This window comes from Pseudomonas sp. S3E17 (assembly GCF_024168685.1).
Lineage (GTDB): Bacteria > Pseudomonadota > Gammaproteobacteria > Pseudomonadales > Pseudomonadaceae > Aquipseudomonas > Aquipseudomonas marginalis.
In genome coordinates this window covers 2,889,427-2,906,486 of record NZ_JALJWE010000001.1, presented here as the reverse complement: position 1 = coordinate 2,906,486, position 17,060 = coordinate 2,889,427, and the positions used below count along the sequence as shown (strand labels likewise).

Genomic DNA, 17,060 nt, shown 5'->3' with positions numbered 1-17,060 from the left:
AAATCAAAAAAAATCCTCAAGCAACCGGCTACCACGACGATAACTATTACGTAGGTTCTCAGGCCACACCCGGCGGTTGCCAGGGCCGGAAGCCGCAGTATCCATCCAACGAGGATTTCGTCATGGCTTTAACAGTAAACACCAACATTGCTTCGATCACTACTCAGGGCAACCTGAACAAAGCCGGCGGCGCCCTGGCCACCTCCATGCAGCGCCTGTCTTCCGGCCTGCGTATCAACAGCGCTAAAGACGACGCAGCCGGCCTGGGTATCTCCAACCGTATGACCAGCCAGATCAATGGCCTGGGTCAAGCAGTGAAGAACGCCAACGATGGTATCTCCATCGCGCAAACCGCTGAAGGCGCAATGCAGGCTTCGACCGACATTCTGCAAAAAATGCGTACCCTGGCTCTGTCCTCGGCTACCGGCTCCCTGAGCCCCGACGACCGTAAGTCGAACAACGACGAATACCAGGCTCTGACTTCGGAACTGACCCGTATCTCGCAAACCACTACTTTCGGTGGCCAGAAGCTGCTGGACGGTTCGTACGGTACCAAAGCCATCCAGGTTGGCGCCAACGCTAACGAAACCATCAACCTGAGCCTGGACAACGTTGCAGCCAACAACATTGGTTCGCAGCAAATCAACAGCCTGGGTATCACTCCTGGTGCTGGTGTAGTTGGCGGCGCAATCGCCATCACTGGTAACGGCCAGACCAGCAGCGTCAACATTGCTGGTGCTGCCTCGGCCAAGACCATTGCTGCTCAACTGAACGGCGCTATCGGTGGCCTGAGCGCTACTGCCAGCACTGAAGCTCAGTTCGTAGTTGGCGCCGGTGCTGCCGCTGCTCCGGCTTCGTTCACCATGACCGTTGGCGGCCAAGCCACCACGTTCATCGGCGTAACCGATACCGGCAGCTTGGCTGAGCAACTGAAGTCCAACTCCGCCAAACTGGGTATCAGCGTTAACTACGATGAATCCAAAGGCACCCTGTCGGTTAAATCCGACACCGGTGAAAACCTGGCCTTCAGCGCTTCGACCGCTGCTGGTACCATCACTGTTGCTACCAAAGACGGTTCGGGCGCTTACGGTACTGCTACCGCCCTGGCTGACGGCATCATCGCTACCGGTGCTGTGAACATGAACTCCTCGAAGGGCTACTCCCTGGAAGGCGCTGGTGTGACCGGTATCTTCGGTGCCGCTACTTCGGCAGCTTCGGCCAAGACTACGGTTTCGCAAACTGACGTGACTGATGCCACCAAGGCTCAAAACGCTGTGTCCGTAATCGACCAGGCTATCGCTACCATCTCCAGCTCCCGTTCGGGCCTGGGTGCTGTTCAGAACCGTCTGACCAGCACTGTAGACAACCTGTCCAACATCCAGAAAAACACCACTGCTGCTCGTAGCACCATCCAGGACGTCGACTTCGCTTCCGAAGCCGCCGAACTGACCAAGCAGCAAACCCTGCAGTCGGCTTCCACTGCGATCCTGTCGCAGGCTAACCAGCTGCCATCCGCTGTACTGAAACTGCTTCAGTAATTACAGCACTTGGTGACTGACGGAAGGGCGCGTTTACGTGCCCTTTCGTCTTTTCCAATCAGAGGAGATTGGGCATGGACATGAATGTAAAGTTGAACTTGTCTTATCCGCCCCAGGCGCCCCAAGCCTCTGTGGCACCTGTGGTTGCTGACAAAGACAAGACGAAGGTTGAACCGGCCGCGCCAACCGCAGGTCCGTCCCAACAGGGCGATCTGGAAAAAGCGGTCACCGATATTAAAGAATTCGTACAAGCGGCCCAGCGTAATCTGGACTTTTCCATTGATGATTCCACCCATAGGGTTGTGGTCAAGGTCATTGCCACCGACACCGGTGAAGTGATCCGCCAGATTCCCTCGGAAACTGCCTTGAAGCTGGCGCAAAGTTTGTCCAGCGCCAGTCATGTGTTGTTTGACGACAAGGCTTGAGCTGGCATGAAACTTGTTGCGGTTACCGTTTGAAGCGATATTCGCCAAGATAACGGCAGCCACCGGACTAGGAGAAAGATGATGGCGGGTACAACGATTACTGGCGTGGGGTCGGGCTTCGACACCCAGGCAATTGTGAAATCCCTGGTGGATGCCGAGCGAGCGCCGAAACAGGCGCAGATCAACACTCAATCGCAGAAGGCAACCACTCAGCTGTCGTCGATCGGCAAGATCCAGGCTGCCTTGGACGCTTTCCGTGGTGCGTTGACCAGCATGGGCACGGATAACAGCTTCAGTGGCTTGACCGGTACGTCTTCGGACGAAAAGGTCGCCACCATGACGGCTAACCAGGGGGCTGCAAACGGTAGCTTCTCGCTGATCGTCAACCAGTTGGCCACACCGTCGAAGCTATCGACCAAAACCTATGCCGGTGGCCCGTCGACAGTCGTGAACGCCGGCACCACGGCTACAACGCTGACAATCACGCAGGCGGGCAAGAACTTTGATTTGAGTGTGCCGGCAGGCGCGACGCTGCAGCAGGTGCGTGAGTCGATCAACTCCACGTTCGGCACCGCCGGCCTGAGTGCCAACATCCTCACCGACTCCACGGGCTCGCGTCTTATTCTGACCTCCAGCAATGGCGGGGTCGGTTCGGACCTGACGATGTCGGGCAACTCCGGGATTGATACCGGTTACACAGTGGTCAGCCCGCCTCAGAATGCCAAGTACACTATCGATGGTATTGCTGCAGAGTCCAAATCCAACAGCATCACGGATGCGGTGAGTGGTGTGAGCATCAAGCTGCTGTCGGTGTCGCCTACGGTCACGGCCAACGACCCGAATACAACTAACCCGCTTCGCACAGCCATGACCATCTCGGTCACCACCAGCGCCACCGCCCTCAAGTCCGGGGTCAAGGGTTTTGTCGACACCTACAATGCCCTGCTCAAGGCCATGAACGCCGAGACCAAGATCACCAAGGACGCCGCCGGCAACTCCATCGCGGCGACCCTGACCGGCGACTCGACCATGCGCACCTTGCAGTCGGCGATCCGCAACGAGTTCAACTCGCTGTCCGGCAATGGCACCTTGAAGTCCCTGGCGCAATTCGGTGTGACCACCGACCAGGACACCGGTGCGCTGAGCATCGACGCCAAGCAGTGGGACAAGGCTGTGCTGACCAATGCCGCTGACATCAACAGTATCTTCAGCGGCAAGACCGGCCTGCTGGCGCGCCTGACGGCCGCCACCGATGCCTACGCCAAACCCACCACGGGGATTCTGGCGACACGCACCACGTCGTTGGCCGCCAGCCTGACCGACCTGACCAAGCAGCAGACCAGCCTCGACGAGCGTCTTACCACCATGCAGGACGCCCTGACGCGCAAGTACACGGCGATGGACACCCTGGTGGCGCAGTTGCGCCAGCAGAGCAACAGCATCCTCGGTACGCTCAATGCGATCAGCAAGTCGCAAAGCAGCGACAGCTGATTGAGCGTGCATAAAAAAGCCCGGGTCCATTGACCTGGGCTTTGTTCTTTACAAGGCCGCCGGGTTAAAGTTTTTAGCGACCCCGCCGACATAATGGTTACTGCAACCCTTCTCGCTGTTGCTTGTCACGAGGTAGAAAAATGAATCCCATGAGAGCCCTTCGCCAATACCAGAAGGTCAATTCCCATGCCCAGATCTCCGAAGCCAGCCCGCACCGTCTGGTGCAGATGCTGATGGAAGGCGGCCTGGACCGTATGGCGCAAGCCAAAGGTGCCCTGGCGCGTGGTGATATCGCTCAGAAGGGGCTGATGCTTGGCAAAGCCACCGACATCCTGATCGGCCTTCGTGATGGGCTGAATGCGGAGAAGAGCGACAACAAGGAGTATGTCCAGCAGTTGGAAGGTCTGTACGTCTACATGACCAACCGCTTGATGGAGGCCAATCTGCACAACGATGTCGACATGATTGACGAAGTCGCTCGGTTGCTGATTACTGTGAAAGAAGGCTGGGATGCCATTGGCGCGCCGCAGGCCGCCGCAGAATAAGGCCAGGGTGCCTTGAGGAACACGCCATGAGTCATGCACTGCAACGCATTGATGAAACCCGTGAAGCGCTGATCGGCGCGCTGGCAGACCGTAACTGGGACGCCATTGGCGAGCTGGACATGGGCTGTCGCAACGTGATCGACGAGGTGCTCAGCGAAGCGCCGGTGGATGAGGATGCGTTGCGTGAAAAGCTTGAGAGCCTGTTGGCGGTATACCAGCAGTTGCTTGAGGTGACGACGGGCGAGCGCCAGGCGATTTTTGAAGAGATGTCGCAGATCAACCAAGCGAAAAATGCGTCAAAGGTTTACCATTTGTTCGGCTGAACAGACGCAGTTAATCCGAACGGCGCGTCATAAATTTGACCGTGCCAGCTTTTTTGACTTAACTAGTGCTGTTTTCAGATTTCAGACGTCTATAAAGTAAGAAGTCTTACGGCCGTCTCGATTGCCCTTACACTGGGCAGAGCGTTTTACTAGGGAAGTTGCTATTGCATGTGGCGTGAAACCAAAATTCTGCTGATCGATGACGATAGCGTCCGACGCCGCGATTTAGCGGTGATTTTGAATTTTCTTGGCGAAGAAAATCTGCCCTGCGGCAGCCATGACTGGCAGCAGGTAGTCAGCTCATTGTCATCGAGCCGTGAAGTCATCTGTGTGCTGATCGGGACGGTAAACGCTCCTGGCGCTGTTTTGGGCTTGTTAAAGACACTGTCTACCTGGGATGAGTTCCTTCCGGTGTTGCTAATTGGTGATATTTCTTCCATCGAGTTGCCGGAAGACCAGCGCCGCCGCGTGCTTTCCAGTCTGGAAATGCCCCCCAGCTACAGCAAATTGCTTGATTCCCTGCACCGTGCCCAGGTCTATCGCGAGATGTACGACCAGGCCCGCGAGCGCGGTCGCCACCGCGAGCCCAACCTGTTCCGCAGCCTGGTCGGCACCAGCCGTGCCATCCAGCACGTGCGCCAGATGATGCAGCAGGTGGCCGATACCGACGCCAGCGTGTTGATCCTCGGCGAATCGGGCACCGGCAAGGAAGTGGTCGCGCGCAACCTGCATTACCACTCCAAGCGCCGCGACGGGCCTTTTGTGCCGGTCAACTGCGGAGCGATCCCGGCAGAGCTGCTCGAAAGCGAACTGTTCGGCCACGAGAAGGGCGCCTTTACCGGGGCGATCACCAGCCGTGCCGGGCGTTTCGAACTGGCCAACGGCGGCACCCTGTTCCTCGACGAAATCGGCGACATGCCGCTGCCGATGCAGGTCAAGCTGCTGCGCGTCTTGCAGGAACGCACCTTTGAGCGCGTGGGCAGCAACAAGACCCAGAGCGTCGACGTGCGCATCATTGCCGCAACCCACAAGAACCTCGAAAGCATGATCGAGGTCGGCAGCTTCCGCGAAGACCTGTACTACCGCCTCAACGTATTCCCGATCGAGATGGCCCCGTTGCGTGAGCGCGTGGAGGACATCCCGCTGCTGATGAACGAACTGATCTCGCGCATGGAGCACGAAAAGCGCGGCTCGATCCGTTTCAACTCGGCCGCGATCATGTCCCTGTGCCGCCACGGCTGGCCCGGTAACGTCCGTGAGCTGGCCAACCTGGTGGAGCGCATGGCGATCATGCATCCCTACGGTGTGATCGGCGTGGTCGAGCTGCCGAAGAAATTCCGCTACGTCGACGACGAAGACGAGCAACTGGTCGACAGCCTGCGCAGCGATATGGAAGAGCGGGTCGCCATCAATGGCCACACCCCGGACTTCGGCTCCACCGCCATGCTGCCGCCTGAAGGCCTGGACTTGAAAGACTACCTCGGCAACCTCGAGCAGGGGCTGATCCAGCAGGCCCTGGACGACGCCAACGGCATCGTCGCCCGTGCCGCCGAGCGCCTGCGCATCCGTCGAACGACCCTGGTGGAGAAGATGCGCAAGTACGGAATGAGCCGCAAAGAAGGTGATGAACAGGCAGATGATTGACGCCTGTTTTTCAAGCCGCTGATATTTCAGCGGTTTTTTTTCGGCACAACTATTGCTATAGCCCTCGCAACGTTCCGTTTAACTGACGGTCAGCCAAGCGAGAGAGCATCATGCCCCACGCCGCCCAACTATCTTCGGCCCCTGCCATCCAGGGGCTGGTTCCGCCTGTCGAGCCGCCGACCCGCCAGGGTCTTGAACAGGCGTTCTCGCAGTTCAGCCAGATGTCGAGCCAGCTGACCGACTCCTACAGCCTGCTGGAAGCCCGGGTTTCCGAGCTGAAAGGCGAACTGGCGGTGGTCAGCGCCCAGCGCATGGAAGAGCTGGCCGAAAAAGAGCGCCTGGCCAACCGTTTGCAAAACCTGCTGTCGCTGTTGCCTGGTGGCGTGATCGTCATCGATGAAGAAGGCCGCGTGCGTGAAGCCAACCCGGCGGCCTGCGACATGCTCGGCCTGCCGCTGGAAGGCGAGCTGTGGCGCCATGTCATCACCCGCTGCTTTGCACCGCGTGAGGACGATGGCCACGAAATCTCCCTGAAAGACGGGCGCCGCCTGTCCATCGCCACCCGCTCCCTGGATGCGGAGCCGGGCCAGTTGGTGTTGCTTAACGACCTGACTGAAACCCGTCACCTGCAAGACCAGTTGGCGCGTCATGAGCGTTTGTCCTCGCTGGGGCGGATGGTCGCTTCGTTGGCGCATCAGATCCGTACGCCGTTGTCGGCTGCGTTGATCTACGCCAGTCATTTGACTGATGAGCAATTGCCCGCCGCCACGCACCAGCGCTTTGCCGGGCGCCTCAAGGAGCGTCTGCATGAATTGGAGCACCAGGTCCGCGACATGCTGGTGTTTGCCCGCGGCGAATTGCCGCTGACCGACCGCGTGACGCCTGCCCAGCTGATGCAGGCCCTGCAAGCGGCGGCCGCTGCCCATATCCAGGACGTGCAAGTGCGTTGGCAGTGCGACAGCCACCTCGGCGAGCTGCTCTGCAACCGTGACACCCTGGTGGGCTCGCTGCTCAACCTGATCGAAAACGCCACCCAGGCCAGCGGCCCCGGCGCGCGGCTCAAGGTGCACCTGTACAACCGCGAGCAAACCCTGCGCCTGTGCATCAGCGACAGCGGCAGCGGTATCGACCCGGTGGTGCTCAAGCGCCTGGGTGAACCCTTTTTCACCACCAAGACCAACGGTACCGGCCTGGGCCTGACCGTGGTCAAGGCGGTGGCGCGTGCCCATCAGGGAGAATTGCAGCTGCATTCCCGTGTTGGGCGTGGCACCTGTGCATTGATGACCTTGCCGCTGTTTTCATGCGCGGCAAGCGCGGAGTAAGGATATGGCTATCAAGGTTCTGTTGGTGGAAGACGATCGCGCCCTGCGTGAAGCATTGGCTGACACGCTGTTGTTGGCGGGCCATGACTATCGGGCGGTCGGTTCTGCCGAGGACGCCTTGGACGCGGTGGAGCAGGAAGCCTTCAGCCTGGTGGTCAGCGACGTGAACATGCCCGGCATGGACGGCCATCAGCTGCTCGGCCTGCTGCGTGCGCGTCAGCCGCAACTGCCGGTGCTGCTGATGACCGCCCACGGTGCGGTGGAGCGTGCCGTGGACGCGATGCGTCAGGGCGCCGCGGATTACCTGGTCAAGCCCTTCGAGCCTAAAGCCCTGATCGAGCTGGTGGCACGTCACGCCCTGGGGGTGATCCCGGCCAACGAAGGCGAGGGCCCGATCGCCTTCGAGCCGGCCAGTGCACAATTGCTGGAGTTGGCGGCCCGTGTGGCGCGCAGTGACTCCACCGTGCTGATCTCCGGCGAGTCCGGCACCGGTAAAGAGGTGCTGGCGCGTTATATCCACCAGCAGTCGACCCGCGCCCAGCAACCGTTTATCGCCATCAACTGCGCGGCGATCCCCGACAACATGCTTGAAGCCACTCTGTTCGGTCATGAGAAAGGTTCGTTCACCGGGGCCATCGCGGCCCAGGCGGGCAAGTTCGAGCAGGCCGATGGCGGTACCATTTTGCTGGATGAAATCTCGGAAATGCCCTTGGGCCTGCAAGCCAAATTGCTGCGGGTGCTGCAAGAGCGCGAAGTGGAGCGGGTGGGTGCGCGTAAGCCGATCCAGTTGGACATCCGTGTGGTCGCCACCACCAACCGGGATCTCGCCGGCGAAGTGGCGGCGGGGCGCTTTCGGGAAGACCTGTTCTACCGCCTCTCGGTGTTCCCCCTGGCCTGGCGCCCGCTGCGTGAGCGCCCGGCAGACATCATTCCGCTGGCCGAGCGCCTGCTGAACAACCACGTCAAAAAAATGAAGCACGCCCAGGCGCGGCTATCAGCGCAGGCCCAGGCCTGCCTGGTGAGTTATCCATGGCCCGGCAACGTGCGGGAATTGGACAACGCCATCCAGCGCGCGCTGATCCTGCAGCAGGGCGGCCTGATCCAGCCCCAGGATTTCTGCCTGTCCATGGGCAGTGGCGCGGCGCCATTGCCGACGTTGGCGCCCGCGCCGGTGGTTGCAGAGGCTGAATCGGCCGGTGCCCTCGGCGACGACCTGCGTCGCCGCGAATTCCAGATGATCATCGACACCCTGCGCGCCGAGCGCGGCCGGCGCAAAGAGGCCGCCGAGCGCCTGGGCATCAGCCCGCGCACCCTGCGCTACAAGCTGGCGCAGATGCGTGACGCTGGAATGGATGTGGAAGCGTATCTATTCGCCACGTAACCGGTAAGAAGGTCGACAATGTTTGTCGCCTTTTCTTACGAGCTGATGCGGATCTGGCACCCTTGTTGCTACCTCCCCTAGTAATCGCTGCGTAGTGTCAAAAAATTGCAGGTTGGAGAGAGAAGGTCATGAGCCAGGGTATTGAGTTCAATCGGTTGATGTTGGATATGCGCGCCATGCAGATGGATGCCATGGCTCAACCGAAATCCGTCGCGCCAGCGCCGGAATTGGGCCAAAGCAGCTTCGCCGACATGCTCGGCCAGGCCATCAACAAAGTCAGTGATACCCAGCAAGCTTCCAGCCAGTTGGCCAATGCGTTCGAGATCGGCAAAAGCGGCGTGGACCTCACCGATGTGATGGTCGCCTCGCAAAAGGCCAGCGTTTCCTTTCAGGCCCTGACCCAAGTGCGTAACAAGCTGGTTCAGGCCTATCAAGACATCATGCAGATGCCGGTTTAAGGGCGAGATTTAAGTCATGGCAGAAGCAGTCTCCGACAACGTACCCGCCAAGACAGACGGCAAGCCGCCGCTGTTTGGCCTGTCGTTCCTGGAAAACCTCTCGGAAATGACCATGCTGCGTCAGGTGGGCCTGATGGTTGGCCTGGCTGCCAGCGTGGCGATTGGTTTTGCCGTGGTGTTGTGGTCGCAGCAACCCGATTACCGGCCGTTGTACGGCAGCCTGGCGGGCATGGATTCCAAGCAGATCATGGAAACCCTTGCCGCCGCCGACATCGCCTACACCGTGGAGCCCAACTCCGGCGCCCTGCTGGTCAAGGCCGACGATGTGGCCCGTGCGCGCATGAAGCTGGCCGCCGCCGGCGTGACCCCGTCCGACAGCAATATCGGTTTCGAGATCCTCGACAAGGACCAGGGCCTGGGGACCAGCCAGTTCATGGAAGCCACCCGCTACCGTCGTGGCCTTGAAGGCGAGCTGGCGCGCACCATTTCCAGCCTGAATAACGTCAAGGGTGCCCGCGTGCACCTGGCGATTCCGAAAAGCTCGGTGTTTGTGCGCGACGAGCGCAAGCCAAGTGCGTCGGTGCTGGTCGAACTGTTTTCCGGCCGCTCCCTGGAGCCTGGCCAGGTCATGGCGATCATCAACCTGGTGGCCACCAGCGTTCCCGAACTGAGCAAGTCGCAAATCACCGTGGTCGACCAGAAGGGCAACCTGCTCTCCGACATGGCCGAAAATTCCGCGCTGACCCAGGCCGGCAAGCAGTTCGACTACAGCCGCCGCATGGAAAGCATGCTCACCCAGCGTGTGCACAACATCCTGCAACCGGTGCTCGGCAATGACCGCTACAAGGCGGAAGTGTCTGCCGACGTGGACTTCAGCGCCGTCGAGTCGACCTCCGAGCAGTTCAACCCGGACCAGCCGGCCCTGCGCAGTGAGCAATCGACCAGCGAACAACGTACCGCCAGCAATGGCCCGCAAGGTGTGCCGGGTGCCTTGAGCAACCAGCCGCCGGCCCCTGCCTCGGCGCCGCAAACCACCGGTGGCGCCGCAGCCACCGCGGGCGCGATCCAGCCTGGCCAGCCACTGTTGGATGCCAACGGCCAGCAGATCATGGACCCGGCCACCGGCCAGCCGATGCTCGCGCCGTACCCGGCGGACAAGCGTAACCAGTCCACCAAGAACTTCGAACTGGACCGTTCCATCAGCCACACCAAGCAGCAGCAGGGTCGCGTCAATCGCCTGTCGGTGTCGGTGGTGGTGGATGACCAGGTCAAGGTCAACGCCGCTGACGGTGCTGTAACACGTGCACCGTGGAGCGCCGACGAATTGGCGCGCTTCACACGCCTGGTGCAGGACGCCGTTGGTTTTGACGCCAGCCGGGGTGACAGCGTCAGCGTGATCAACATGCCGTTCTCCGCCGAGCGTGGCGAAGTGATCGCCGAAGCGGCGTTCTACACCCAGCCGTGGTTCTGGGACATCGTCAAGCAAGTGCTGGGTGTGTTGTTCATCCTGGTGCTGGTGTTCGGCGTGCTGCGCCCGGTGCTCAACAACATCACCGGCAACGGCAAGAAACAACTGGCGGCCTTCGGTGGCAGCGATGTCGAGTTGGGTGGCATGGGCGGCCTGGACGGCGAACTGGCCAACGACCGCGTCAGCCTCGGCGGCCCGCAAAGCATCCTGTTGCCGAGCCCGAGCGAAGGCTATGACGCGCAGTTGAACGCAATCAAAAGTCTGGTAGCAGAAGACCCGGGCCGTGTGGCCCAGGTCGTGAAAGAGTGGATTAACGCAGATGAGTGATCGAGCCGCTGTTGCCAAGCTCTCCCGGGTCGACAAAGCCGCAGTCCTGCTGCTGTCCCTGGGGGAAACCGACGCCGCCCAAGTGCTGCGCCATATGGGCCCCAAAGAGGTCCAGCGGGTGGGCGTGGCCATGGCGCAAATGCGCAATGTGCATCGCGAGCAAGTCGAACAGGTGATGAGCGAGTTCGTCGAGATCGTCGGCGACCAGACCAGCCTGGGCGTCGGCTCCGACAGCTACATCCGCAAGATGCTCACCTCGGCCCTGGGCGAAGACAAGGCCAACGGCCTGATCGACCGCATCCTGCTGGGCGGCAACACCAGTGGCCTGGACAGCCTCAAGTGGATGGAACCGCGCGCGGTCGCCGACGTGATCCGCTACGAGCACCCGCAGATCCAGGCAATCGTGGTGGCCTACCTCGACCCGGACCAGGCCGGTGAAGTCCTCGGCCACTTCGACCATAAGGTGCGCCTGGACATCATCCTGCGCGTGTCGTCGCTGAACACCGTGCAGCCGGCGGCCCTGAAGGAACTCAACACGATTCTCGAGAAACAGTTCTCGGGCAACTCGAACGCCTCGCGCACCACCCTGGGTGGTATCAAGCGCGCGGCCGACATCATGAACTTCCTCGACAGTTCGGTCGAAGGCCAGTTGATGGACTCGATCCGCGAGATCGACGACACCCTGTCCGGCCAGATCGAAGACCTCATGTTCGTGTTCAACAACCTCTCCGATGTCGACGACCGTGGCATCCAGGCGTTGCTGCGCGAAGTGTCCTCCGACGTGCTGGTACTGGCCCTGAAGGGCTCGGACGAAGGCGTCAAGGAGAAGATCTTCAAGAACATGTCCAAGCGTGCCTCCGAGCTGTTGCGCGACGACCTGGAAGCCAAGGGTCCGGTGCGCGTCAGCGACGTGGAAACCGCCCAGAAAGAAATCCTCACCATTGCCCGCCGTATGGCCGAAGCCGGAGAAATCGTTCTCGGTGGGAAGGGCGGCGAAGAAATGATCTAAGGCGCTCCCCATGTCGAACAAAGATGAGGCGCCCAGCGATCTGATTCGCGCACGGGACGTCGGTGGGTTCGACATCTGGTCGTTGCCCAGCTTCGATCCGCATGTGCCCGAGCCCGAGCCGGAACCGGTTGAAGAGCCGCCGGTGGAAATGGAAGAAGTGCCGCTGGAGGAAGTCCAGCCACTGACCCTGGAAGAGTTGGAAAGCATCCGTCAGGAGGCCTACAACGAAGGCTTCGCCGCAGGCGAGAAAGACGGTTTTCGCAGCACTACCCTCAAGGTGCGCCAGGAGGCCGAGGCGGCGCTGAGCGTCAAGCTGGAGAGCCTGGAGCGTCTGATGGGGACGTTGTTCGATCCCATCGCCGAGCAGGATTCGCAAATCGAAAAATCCATGGTCGGCCTGGTACAGCACATCACCCGCCAGGTGATCCAGCGCGAACTGGTGCTGGATTCCAGCCAGATCGAAAGCGTGATGCGCGAAGCCCTCAAGTTGCTGCCCCTGGGCGTCGGCAATGTGCGGCTGTACATCAACCCGCAGGACTTCGAACAGGTCAAAGCGATGCGCGAGCGCCATGAAGAAACCTGGCGCATCGTCGAAGATGCGGCGCTGCAGCCTGGCGGTTGCCGGGTCGAGACCGAACACAGCCGCATCGATGCCACGGTGGAAACCCGCATCAGCCAGATCATGGCCAAGCTGCTTGATCAACAACACGAGCAGGCGCTGAACCCGGCCGAGCCGGACCTGAGCGTGGACCTGGACGCCCCCGATGCGCCTTGATCGCACCAGCTTCGCCAAGCGCCTGGGCGGCTATGCCGAGGCCACCGAATTGCCCGGCCAGCCAATCCTCGAGGGGCGCCTGTTGCGCATGGTTGGCCTGACCCTCGAAGCCGAGGGCCTGCGGGCCGCCATGGGCAGCCGCTGCATGGTGATCAACGACGACAGCTACCATCCGGTGCAGGTCGAAGCCGAAGTGATGGGTTTTTCCGGCAACAAGATTTTCCTCATGCCCGTCGGCAGCCTGGCCGGCATCGCCCCCGGCGCCCGTGTGGTGCCCCTGGCCGACACCGGTCGCCTGCCCATGGGCATGAGCATGCTCGGCCGGGTGCTGGACGGCGCCGGTCGCGCGCTGGACGGCAAGGGCGGCATGAAAGCCGAAGACTGGGTGCCGATGGACGGCCCCACCATCAACCCGCTCAACCGCAACCCCATCAGCGTGCCGCTGGACGTGGGGATTCGCAGCATCAACGGTTTATTGACGGTCGGCCGCGGCCAGCGTCTGGGCCTGTTCGCGGGTACGGGGGTGGGTAAGTCGGTGTTGCTCGGCATGATGACGCGCTTTACCGAGGCCGACATCATCGTGGTGGGCCTGATCGGCGAGCGGGGCCGCGAGGTGAAGGAGTTCATCGAACACAGCCTCGGCGAAGAAGGCCTCAAGCGCTCGGTGGTGGTCGCATCCCCTGCGGACGATGCGCCGCTGATGCGTCTGCGCGCGGCCATGTACTGCACACGCATCGCCGAATATTTTCGCGACAAGGGCAAGAACGTCCTGTTGCTGATGGACTCCCTCACCCGTTTCGCCCAGGCCCAGCGGGAAATCGCCCTGGCCATCGGCGAGCCCCCGGCCACCAAGGGCTACCCGCCGTCGGTGTTCGCCAAGCTGCCCAAACTGGTGGAGCGCGCCGGTAATGCCGAGGCCGGTGGCGGCTCGATCACCGCGTTCTACACCGTATTGTCCGAAGGCGATGACCAGCAGGATCCCATCGCCGACTCGGCGCGGGGCGTGCTCGACGGCCACATCGTGCTGTCACGGCGTCTGGCGGAGGAGGGGCACTACCCGGCCATCGACATCGAAGCGTCCATCAGCCGGGTCATGCCGGCGGTGGTCACGCCGGAGCATATGGCCCGCGCGCAGCAGTTCAAGCAGTTGTGGTCGCGTTATCAACAGAGCCGCGATTTGATCAGCGTCGGCGCCTACGTGGCCGGCGGCGACCGCGACACCGACCTGGCGATCGCCCTGCAACCGCAGTTGGTGACTTATTTGCGCCAGGGCCTCAACGACAAGATCAGCATGGGTGAAAGCGAAGCGCACCTGGGTTCGATCTTCGCTCCTGCGCCGGGCGGCTAAGCCATGGCCAACAGCCGCGCTGCACGCCTGGCCCCGGTGGTGGACATGGCCGAGAAGGCCGAGAAAACCGCGGTCCAGCGCCTGGGGTATTTCCAGGGCCAGGTGCGCTTGGCGGAAAGTAAGCTGGGCGACCTGGAGCGCTTTCGTGGCGAGTACCAGCAGCAATGGATCGAGCGCGGCACCCAAGGTGTGTCGGGCCAATGGCTGATGAGCTACCAGGGCTTTCTCAATCAGCTCGAGACGGCCGTCGGCCAGCAGCGCCAAAGCCTGGCCTGGCACCAGAACAACCTCGACAAGGCCCGCGAGAGCTGGCAGCAAGCCTTCGCCCGCGTCGAGGGCCTGCGCAAACTGGTGCAGCGCTACATCGACGAAGCGCGGGCATTGGAAGACAAGCGCGAGCAGAAATTGCTCGACGAATTGTCCCAGCGCCTGCCGCGCCAATCACAATACTGACGGTTGCCCGCCTGCCACATTTGGTCTGTCGTGTTGCTGGTATCCCATTCGCCTGCTACACCTTGTGTCTATGCCTATGACAAGGAAGCAGTCGCATGTCAATTGAGTCAGAAGTATCCCTGGACGGGAAGAAGTTGACGATCGCAATCAAGGGTCGGTTCGATTTCAGCAGCCACCAGACGTTTCGTGATGCTTACGAGCGTTTCTACAAGGTGCCTGAGTCGTATGTGGTCGACCTGAAGGAAACCACTTATATGGACAGTTCGGCCCTGGGCATGCTCCTGCTGTTGAGGGACCACGCCGGCGGCGAGGAGTCGGAGGTCCAGGTGATCAACACCAACCCCGATGTGCGCAAGATCCTCGCTATTTCCAACTTCGACAAATTGTTCGACATCAATTGAGCGCCCTGGCCCCCGCGGTTGAGCCGCTGACGATCCTGATCGCCGAAGACAGTGCCGCCGACCTGCTGTTGCTGTCGACCATTGTGCGACGCCAGGGGCACCAGGTGCTCACTGCAACCAATGGCGAGGAGGCCGTTGAGCTATTCGCGCGCGAGCGCCCGCAACTGGTGTTGATGGACGCGATCATGCCCGTGATGGATGGCCTGACCGCCGCGCGGTGGATCAAGCAGTTGGCGGGGGAGGAGCTGGTGCCGATCATCTTCCTCACGTCCCTGCGCGAGAGTGCCGCCCTGGCCGAGTGCCTGGATGCCGGCGGTGATGATTTCCTGCCCAAGCCCTATAACCAGTTGATCCTGGCGGCCAAGATCAATGCCATGGACCGCCTGCGCCGGCTGCAGGCGACGATGCTGCAGCAGCGCGACCAGATCGCCCGGCACCATGATCACTTGCTGCATGAGCAGCGGGTGGCCAAGGCGGTGTTCGATAAAGTCGCCCATTCCGGCTGCATCAACGCGGCGCCGAATATCCGCTACCTGCAATCGCCCTATGCGCTGTTCAACGGCGACCTGCTGCTGGCGGCGTATACGCCGTCGGGCGACATGCACGTGCTGCTCGGCGATTTCACCGGCCATGGCCTGCCGGCGGCGGTGGGCGCCATGCCCCTGGCGGAAGTGTTCTACGGCATGACTGCCAAGGGCTACGGCCTGGCGCAGATCCTGCGGGAGATGAATGCCAAGCTCAAGCGCATCCTGCCGGTGGACATGTTCTGCTGCGCCACCTTGCTGTGCCTGAGCACGCAGCGGCGGGTGGTGGAGGTGTGGAACGGCGGCATGCCCGAAGGCTATGTGCATGAAGTCGCCAGCGGCAGGCGCACGCCGCTGCAGCCGCGGCATTTGCCGTTGGGGGTGCTGTCGGCTGAGGCGTTTGATGATCGCACCGAGGTCTGGCCCATGGCGCTGGGTGACCGCGTGTTCCTGCTCTCCGATGGTGTGCTGGACACCGCCGACGCCAATGACCAGCTGTTTGGCGTCGAGCGCTTGCAGCAGGTGTTTGCCGCCAACCGTGAGCCCGACCGGCTCTTCGACGACATCGAGCGCGCCCTGGCGGCTTTTCGCGGGGAGGCGCGGGACGATGTCAGTCTGGTGGAAATCATCCTGCAACCCGGGCAGCCGCTGCGTGCGACCGGGCTGCTGTATGCCGACAGCGGCCAGACATGCCCGCTCGATTGGTCGGTGAGTTTCGAATTTCGGGCCGAGACCCTCAAGCGTTACAACCCCTTGCCCTACCTGCTGCAACTGCTGCTGGAGATCCAGGGGCTGCGCGAGCAGAGCGGGGCGCTCTACAGCGTCATGGCCGAGTTGTATTCCAATGCGCTGGAACATGGCGTGCTGGGCCTGGACTCGCGGCTCAAGCGCGATGCCCAGGGTTTTGCCGAGTATTACCGCCAGCGCAATGACCGCCTGGCGCAGTTGAACAGTGGCTATGTGCGCGTGCATGTGCAGGTGGTGCCCACCGAGGCGGGCGGCAAGATGACCCTGCGCCTTGAAGACAGTGGGCCAGGGTTTGACGTGGAGCAGGTGCTGGCCCGGCCGCTGGACATCGACGGCCTGTCCGGTCGAGGCCTGAGCCTGGTGCGTCAACTGAGCAGCCAGGTGCGCTGGTCCGACGGCGGACGCAGTGTCTGCGTAGAGTTTTGCTGGGGGGCTCTGGCATAATCCGCCAATTCTTGATCAAGGAGCGAGCAAGTGGCTGAGATTCATATGGACCCGGACGTGTTGTCGGGTTTGCAGGAGGTCATGGAAGGCGAGTATCCCAAGTTGCTCGATACCTTCCTCGATGACTCCCAGAAACGCGTCGAAGCGCTGCGCAAGGCGCGGGACGACGCCAAGGCACTGGGGCGTATCGCCCATAGCTTCAAGGGCAGCAGTGGCAACCTCGGCGCAGTGCGGTTGGCGCACCTGTGCCAGCGGTTGGAGGCGGAGTCCGCTGAGGCCGCGGCGGACCTGGGGGCGCTGGTGGATCAGATCGATCATGAGTTTGCCTTGGTGAAGCCGATGTATGAGTCGGAGCGGCAGCGGTTCCAGATTTGATTCCATCCGTGTGAAAACCTGGCCCGACTCTTGCTCTACCTCCTGATACTGCATCCCCGATC

General features: G+C 61.5%; 17 protein-coding genes. All 17 read left to right on the top strand.

Annotation, left to right across the window (positions count from 1 at the left end; translation table 11 throughout):
- Positions 1–122: 122 nt before the first annotated feature.
- Positions 123–1,538, top strand: coding sequence for a flagellin (locus J3D60_RS12765; RefSeq protein WP_253491639.1), 1,416 nt, complete (start codon positions 123–125; stop codon positions 1,536–1,538).
- A gap of 74 nt (positions 1,539–1,612) precedes the next feature.
- Positions 1,613–1,963, top strand: coding sequence for a flagellar protein FlaG (locus J3D60_RS12760; protein WP_065940570.1), 351 nt, complete (start codon positions 1,613–1,615; stop codon positions 1,961–1,963).
- Between the two features lie 81 nt (positions 1,964–2,044).
- Entirely contained in the window at positions 2,045–3,454 is a 1,410-nt protein-coding gene (gene fliD, locus J3D60_RS12755) for a flagellar filament capping protein FliD (RefSeq protein WP_253491638.1), read from the top strand.
- Positions 3,455–3,594: 140 nt separating this feature from the next.
- A complete protein-coding gene (gene fliS, locus J3D60_RS12750; RefSeq protein ID WP_065940568.1) occupies positions 3,595–3,999 on the top strand; it encodes a flagellar export chaperone FliS in 405 nt (134 codons plus the stop codon).
- A 26-nt stretch (positions 4,000–4,025) separates the two neighbouring features.
- Positions 4,026–4,322, top strand: a complete 297-nt coding sequence (gene fliT, locus J3D60_RS12745) for a flagellar protein FliT (protein ID WP_065940567.1) — start codon at positions 4,026–4,028, stop codon at positions 4,320–4,322.
- A gap of 168 nt (positions 4,323–4,490) precedes the next feature.
- On the top strand, positions 4,491–5,966 hold the full coding sequence (locus J3D60_RS12740; protein ID WP_065940566.1) for a sigma-54 dependent transcriptional regulator: 1,476 nt from the start codon (positions 4,491–4,493) through the stop codon (positions 5,964–5,966).
- A 110-nt stretch (positions 5,967–6,076) separates the two neighbouring features.
- Positions 6,077–7,288 (top strand): PAS domain-containing sensor histidine kinase, encoded by a 1,212-nt coding sequence (locus tag J3D60_RS12735; protein ID WP_065940565.1) that lies wholly within the window; start codon positions 6,077–6,079, stop codon positions 7,286–7,288.
- A gap of 4 nt (positions 7,289–7,292) precedes the next feature.
- On the top strand, positions 7,293–8,669 hold the full coding sequence (locus tag J3D60_RS12730; protein ID WP_065940564.1) for a sigma-54 dependent transcriptional regulator: 1,377 nt from the start codon (positions 7,293–7,295) through the stop codon (positions 8,667–8,669).
- A gap of 128 nt (positions 8,670–8,797) precedes the next feature.
- Complete coding sequence (fliE, locus tag J3D60_RS12725; RefSeq protein ID WP_010208741.1) at positions 8,798–9,127, top strand: flagellar hook-basal body complex protein FliE; 330 nt, start codon at positions 8,798–8,800, stop codon at positions 9,125–9,127.
- Between the two features lie 16 nt (positions 9,128–9,143).
- The gene (fliF, locus tag J3D60_RS12720; protein WP_027603850.1) at positions 9,144–10,922 is read left to right on the top strand and encodes a flagellar basal-body MS-ring/collar protein FliF; all 1,779 of its coding nucleotides are present in this window, start codon (positions 9,144–9,146) and stop codon (positions 10,920–10,922) included.
- Entirely contained in the window at positions 10,915–11,931 is a 1,017-nt protein-coding gene (fliG, locus tag J3D60_RS12715; RefSeq protein ID WP_017527617.1) for a flagellar motor switch protein FliG, read from the top strand. The genes fliF and fliG overlap by 8 nt, the downstream gene beginning before the upstream one ends.
- Before the next feature lie 10 nt (positions 11,932–11,941).
- The gene (fliH, locus tag J3D60_RS12710; RefSeq protein ID WP_065940563.1) at positions 11,942–12,706 is read left to right on the top strand and encodes a flagellar assembly protein FliH; all 765 of its coding nucleotides are present in this window, start codon (positions 11,942–11,944) and stop codon (positions 12,704–12,706) included.
- Positions 12,696–14,054 (top strand): flagellar protein export ATPase FliI, encoded by a 1,359-nt coding sequence (fliI, locus tag J3D60_RS12705; protein ID WP_027603852.1) that lies wholly within the window; start codon positions 12,696–12,698, stop codon positions 14,052–14,054. Before fliH ends, fliI begins: the two co-directional genes overlap by 11 nt.
- Positions 14,055–14,057: 3 nt before the next feature.
- Positions 14,058–14,507, top strand: coding sequence for a flagellar export protein FliJ (gene fliJ, locus J3D60_RS12700; protein WP_065940561.1), 450 nt, complete (start codon positions 14,058–14,060; stop codon positions 14,505–14,507).
- Between the two features lie 95 nt (positions 14,508–14,602).
- A complete protein-coding gene (locus J3D60_RS12695) occupies positions 14,603–14,908 on the top strand; it encodes an STAS domain-containing protein (RefSeq protein WP_065940560.1) in 306 nt (101 codons plus the stop codon).
- Positions 14,905–16,623 (top strand): fused response regulator/phosphatase, encoded by a 1,719-nt coding sequence (locus J3D60_RS12690; protein WP_065940559.1) that lies wholly within the window; start codon positions 14,905–14,907, stop codon positions 16,621–16,623. Before J3D60_RS12695 ends, J3D60_RS12690 begins: the two co-directional genes overlap by 4 nt.
- A gap of 30 nt (positions 16,624–16,653) precedes the next feature.
- Entirely contained in the window at positions 16,654–16,998 is a 345-nt protein-coding gene (locus tag J3D60_RS12685; RefSeq protein WP_065940558.1) for an Hpt domain-containing protein, read from the top strand.
- Positions 16,999–17,060: the final 62 nt, after the last annotated feature.

Coding starts and splice junctions, on each gene's coding strand:
- fliF (WP_027603850.1), top strand. CDS start 9,144: ATGGCAGAAGCAGTCTCCGACAACGTACCCGCCAAGACAGACGGCAAG.
- J3D60_RS12730 (WP_065940564.1), top strand. CDS start 7,293: ATGGCTATCAAGGTTCTGTTGGTGGAAGACGATCGCGCCCTGCGTGAA.
- fliH (WP_065940563.1), top strand. CDS start 11,942: ATGTCGAACAAAGATGAGGCGCCCAGCGATCTGATTCGCGCACGGGAC.
- J3D60_RS12695 (WP_065940560.1), top strand. CDS start 14,603: ATGTCAATTGAGTCAGAAGTATCCCTGGACGGGAAGAAGTTGACGATC.
- J3D60_RS12735 (WP_065940565.1), top strand. CDS start 6,077: ATGCCCCACGCCGCCCAACTATCTTCGGCCCCTGCCATCCAGGGGCTG.
- fliT (WP_065940567.1), top strand. CDS start 4,026: ATGAGTCATGCACTGCAACGCATTGATGAAACCCGTGAAGCGCTGATC.
- J3D60_RS12760 (WP_065940570.1), top strand. CDS start 1,613: ATGGACATGAATGTAAAGTTGAACTTGTCTTATCCGCCCCAGGCGCCC.
- fliD (WP_253491638.1), top strand. CDS start 2,045: ATGGCGGGTACAACGATTACTGGCGTGGGGTCGGGCTTCGACACCCAG.
- fliJ (WP_065940561.1), top strand. CDS start 14,058: ATGGCCAACAGCCGCGCTGCACGCCTGGCCCCGGTGGTGGACATGGCC.
- fliE (WP_010208741.1), top strand. CDS start 8,798: ATGAGCCAGGGTATTGAGTTCAATCGGTTGATGTTGGATATGCGCGCC.
- fliS (WP_065940568.1), top strand. CDS start 3,595: ATGAATCCCATGAGAGCCCTTCGCCAATACCAGAAGGTCAATTCCCAT.
- J3D60_RS12740 (WP_065940566.1), top strand. CDS start 4,491: ATGTGGCGTGAAACCAAAATTCTGCTGATCGATGACGATAGCGTCCGA.
- J3D60_RS12765 (WP_253491639.1), top strand. CDS start 123: ATGGCTTTAACAGTAAACACCAACATTGCTTCGATCACTACTCAGGGC.
- fliG (WP_017527617.1), top strand. CDS start 10,915: ATGAGTGATCGAGCCGCTGTTGCCAAGCTCTCCCGGGTCGACAAAGCC.
- fliI (WP_027603852.1), top strand. CDS start 12,696: ATGCGCCTTGATCGCACCAGCTTCGCCAAGCGCCTGGGCGGCTATGCC.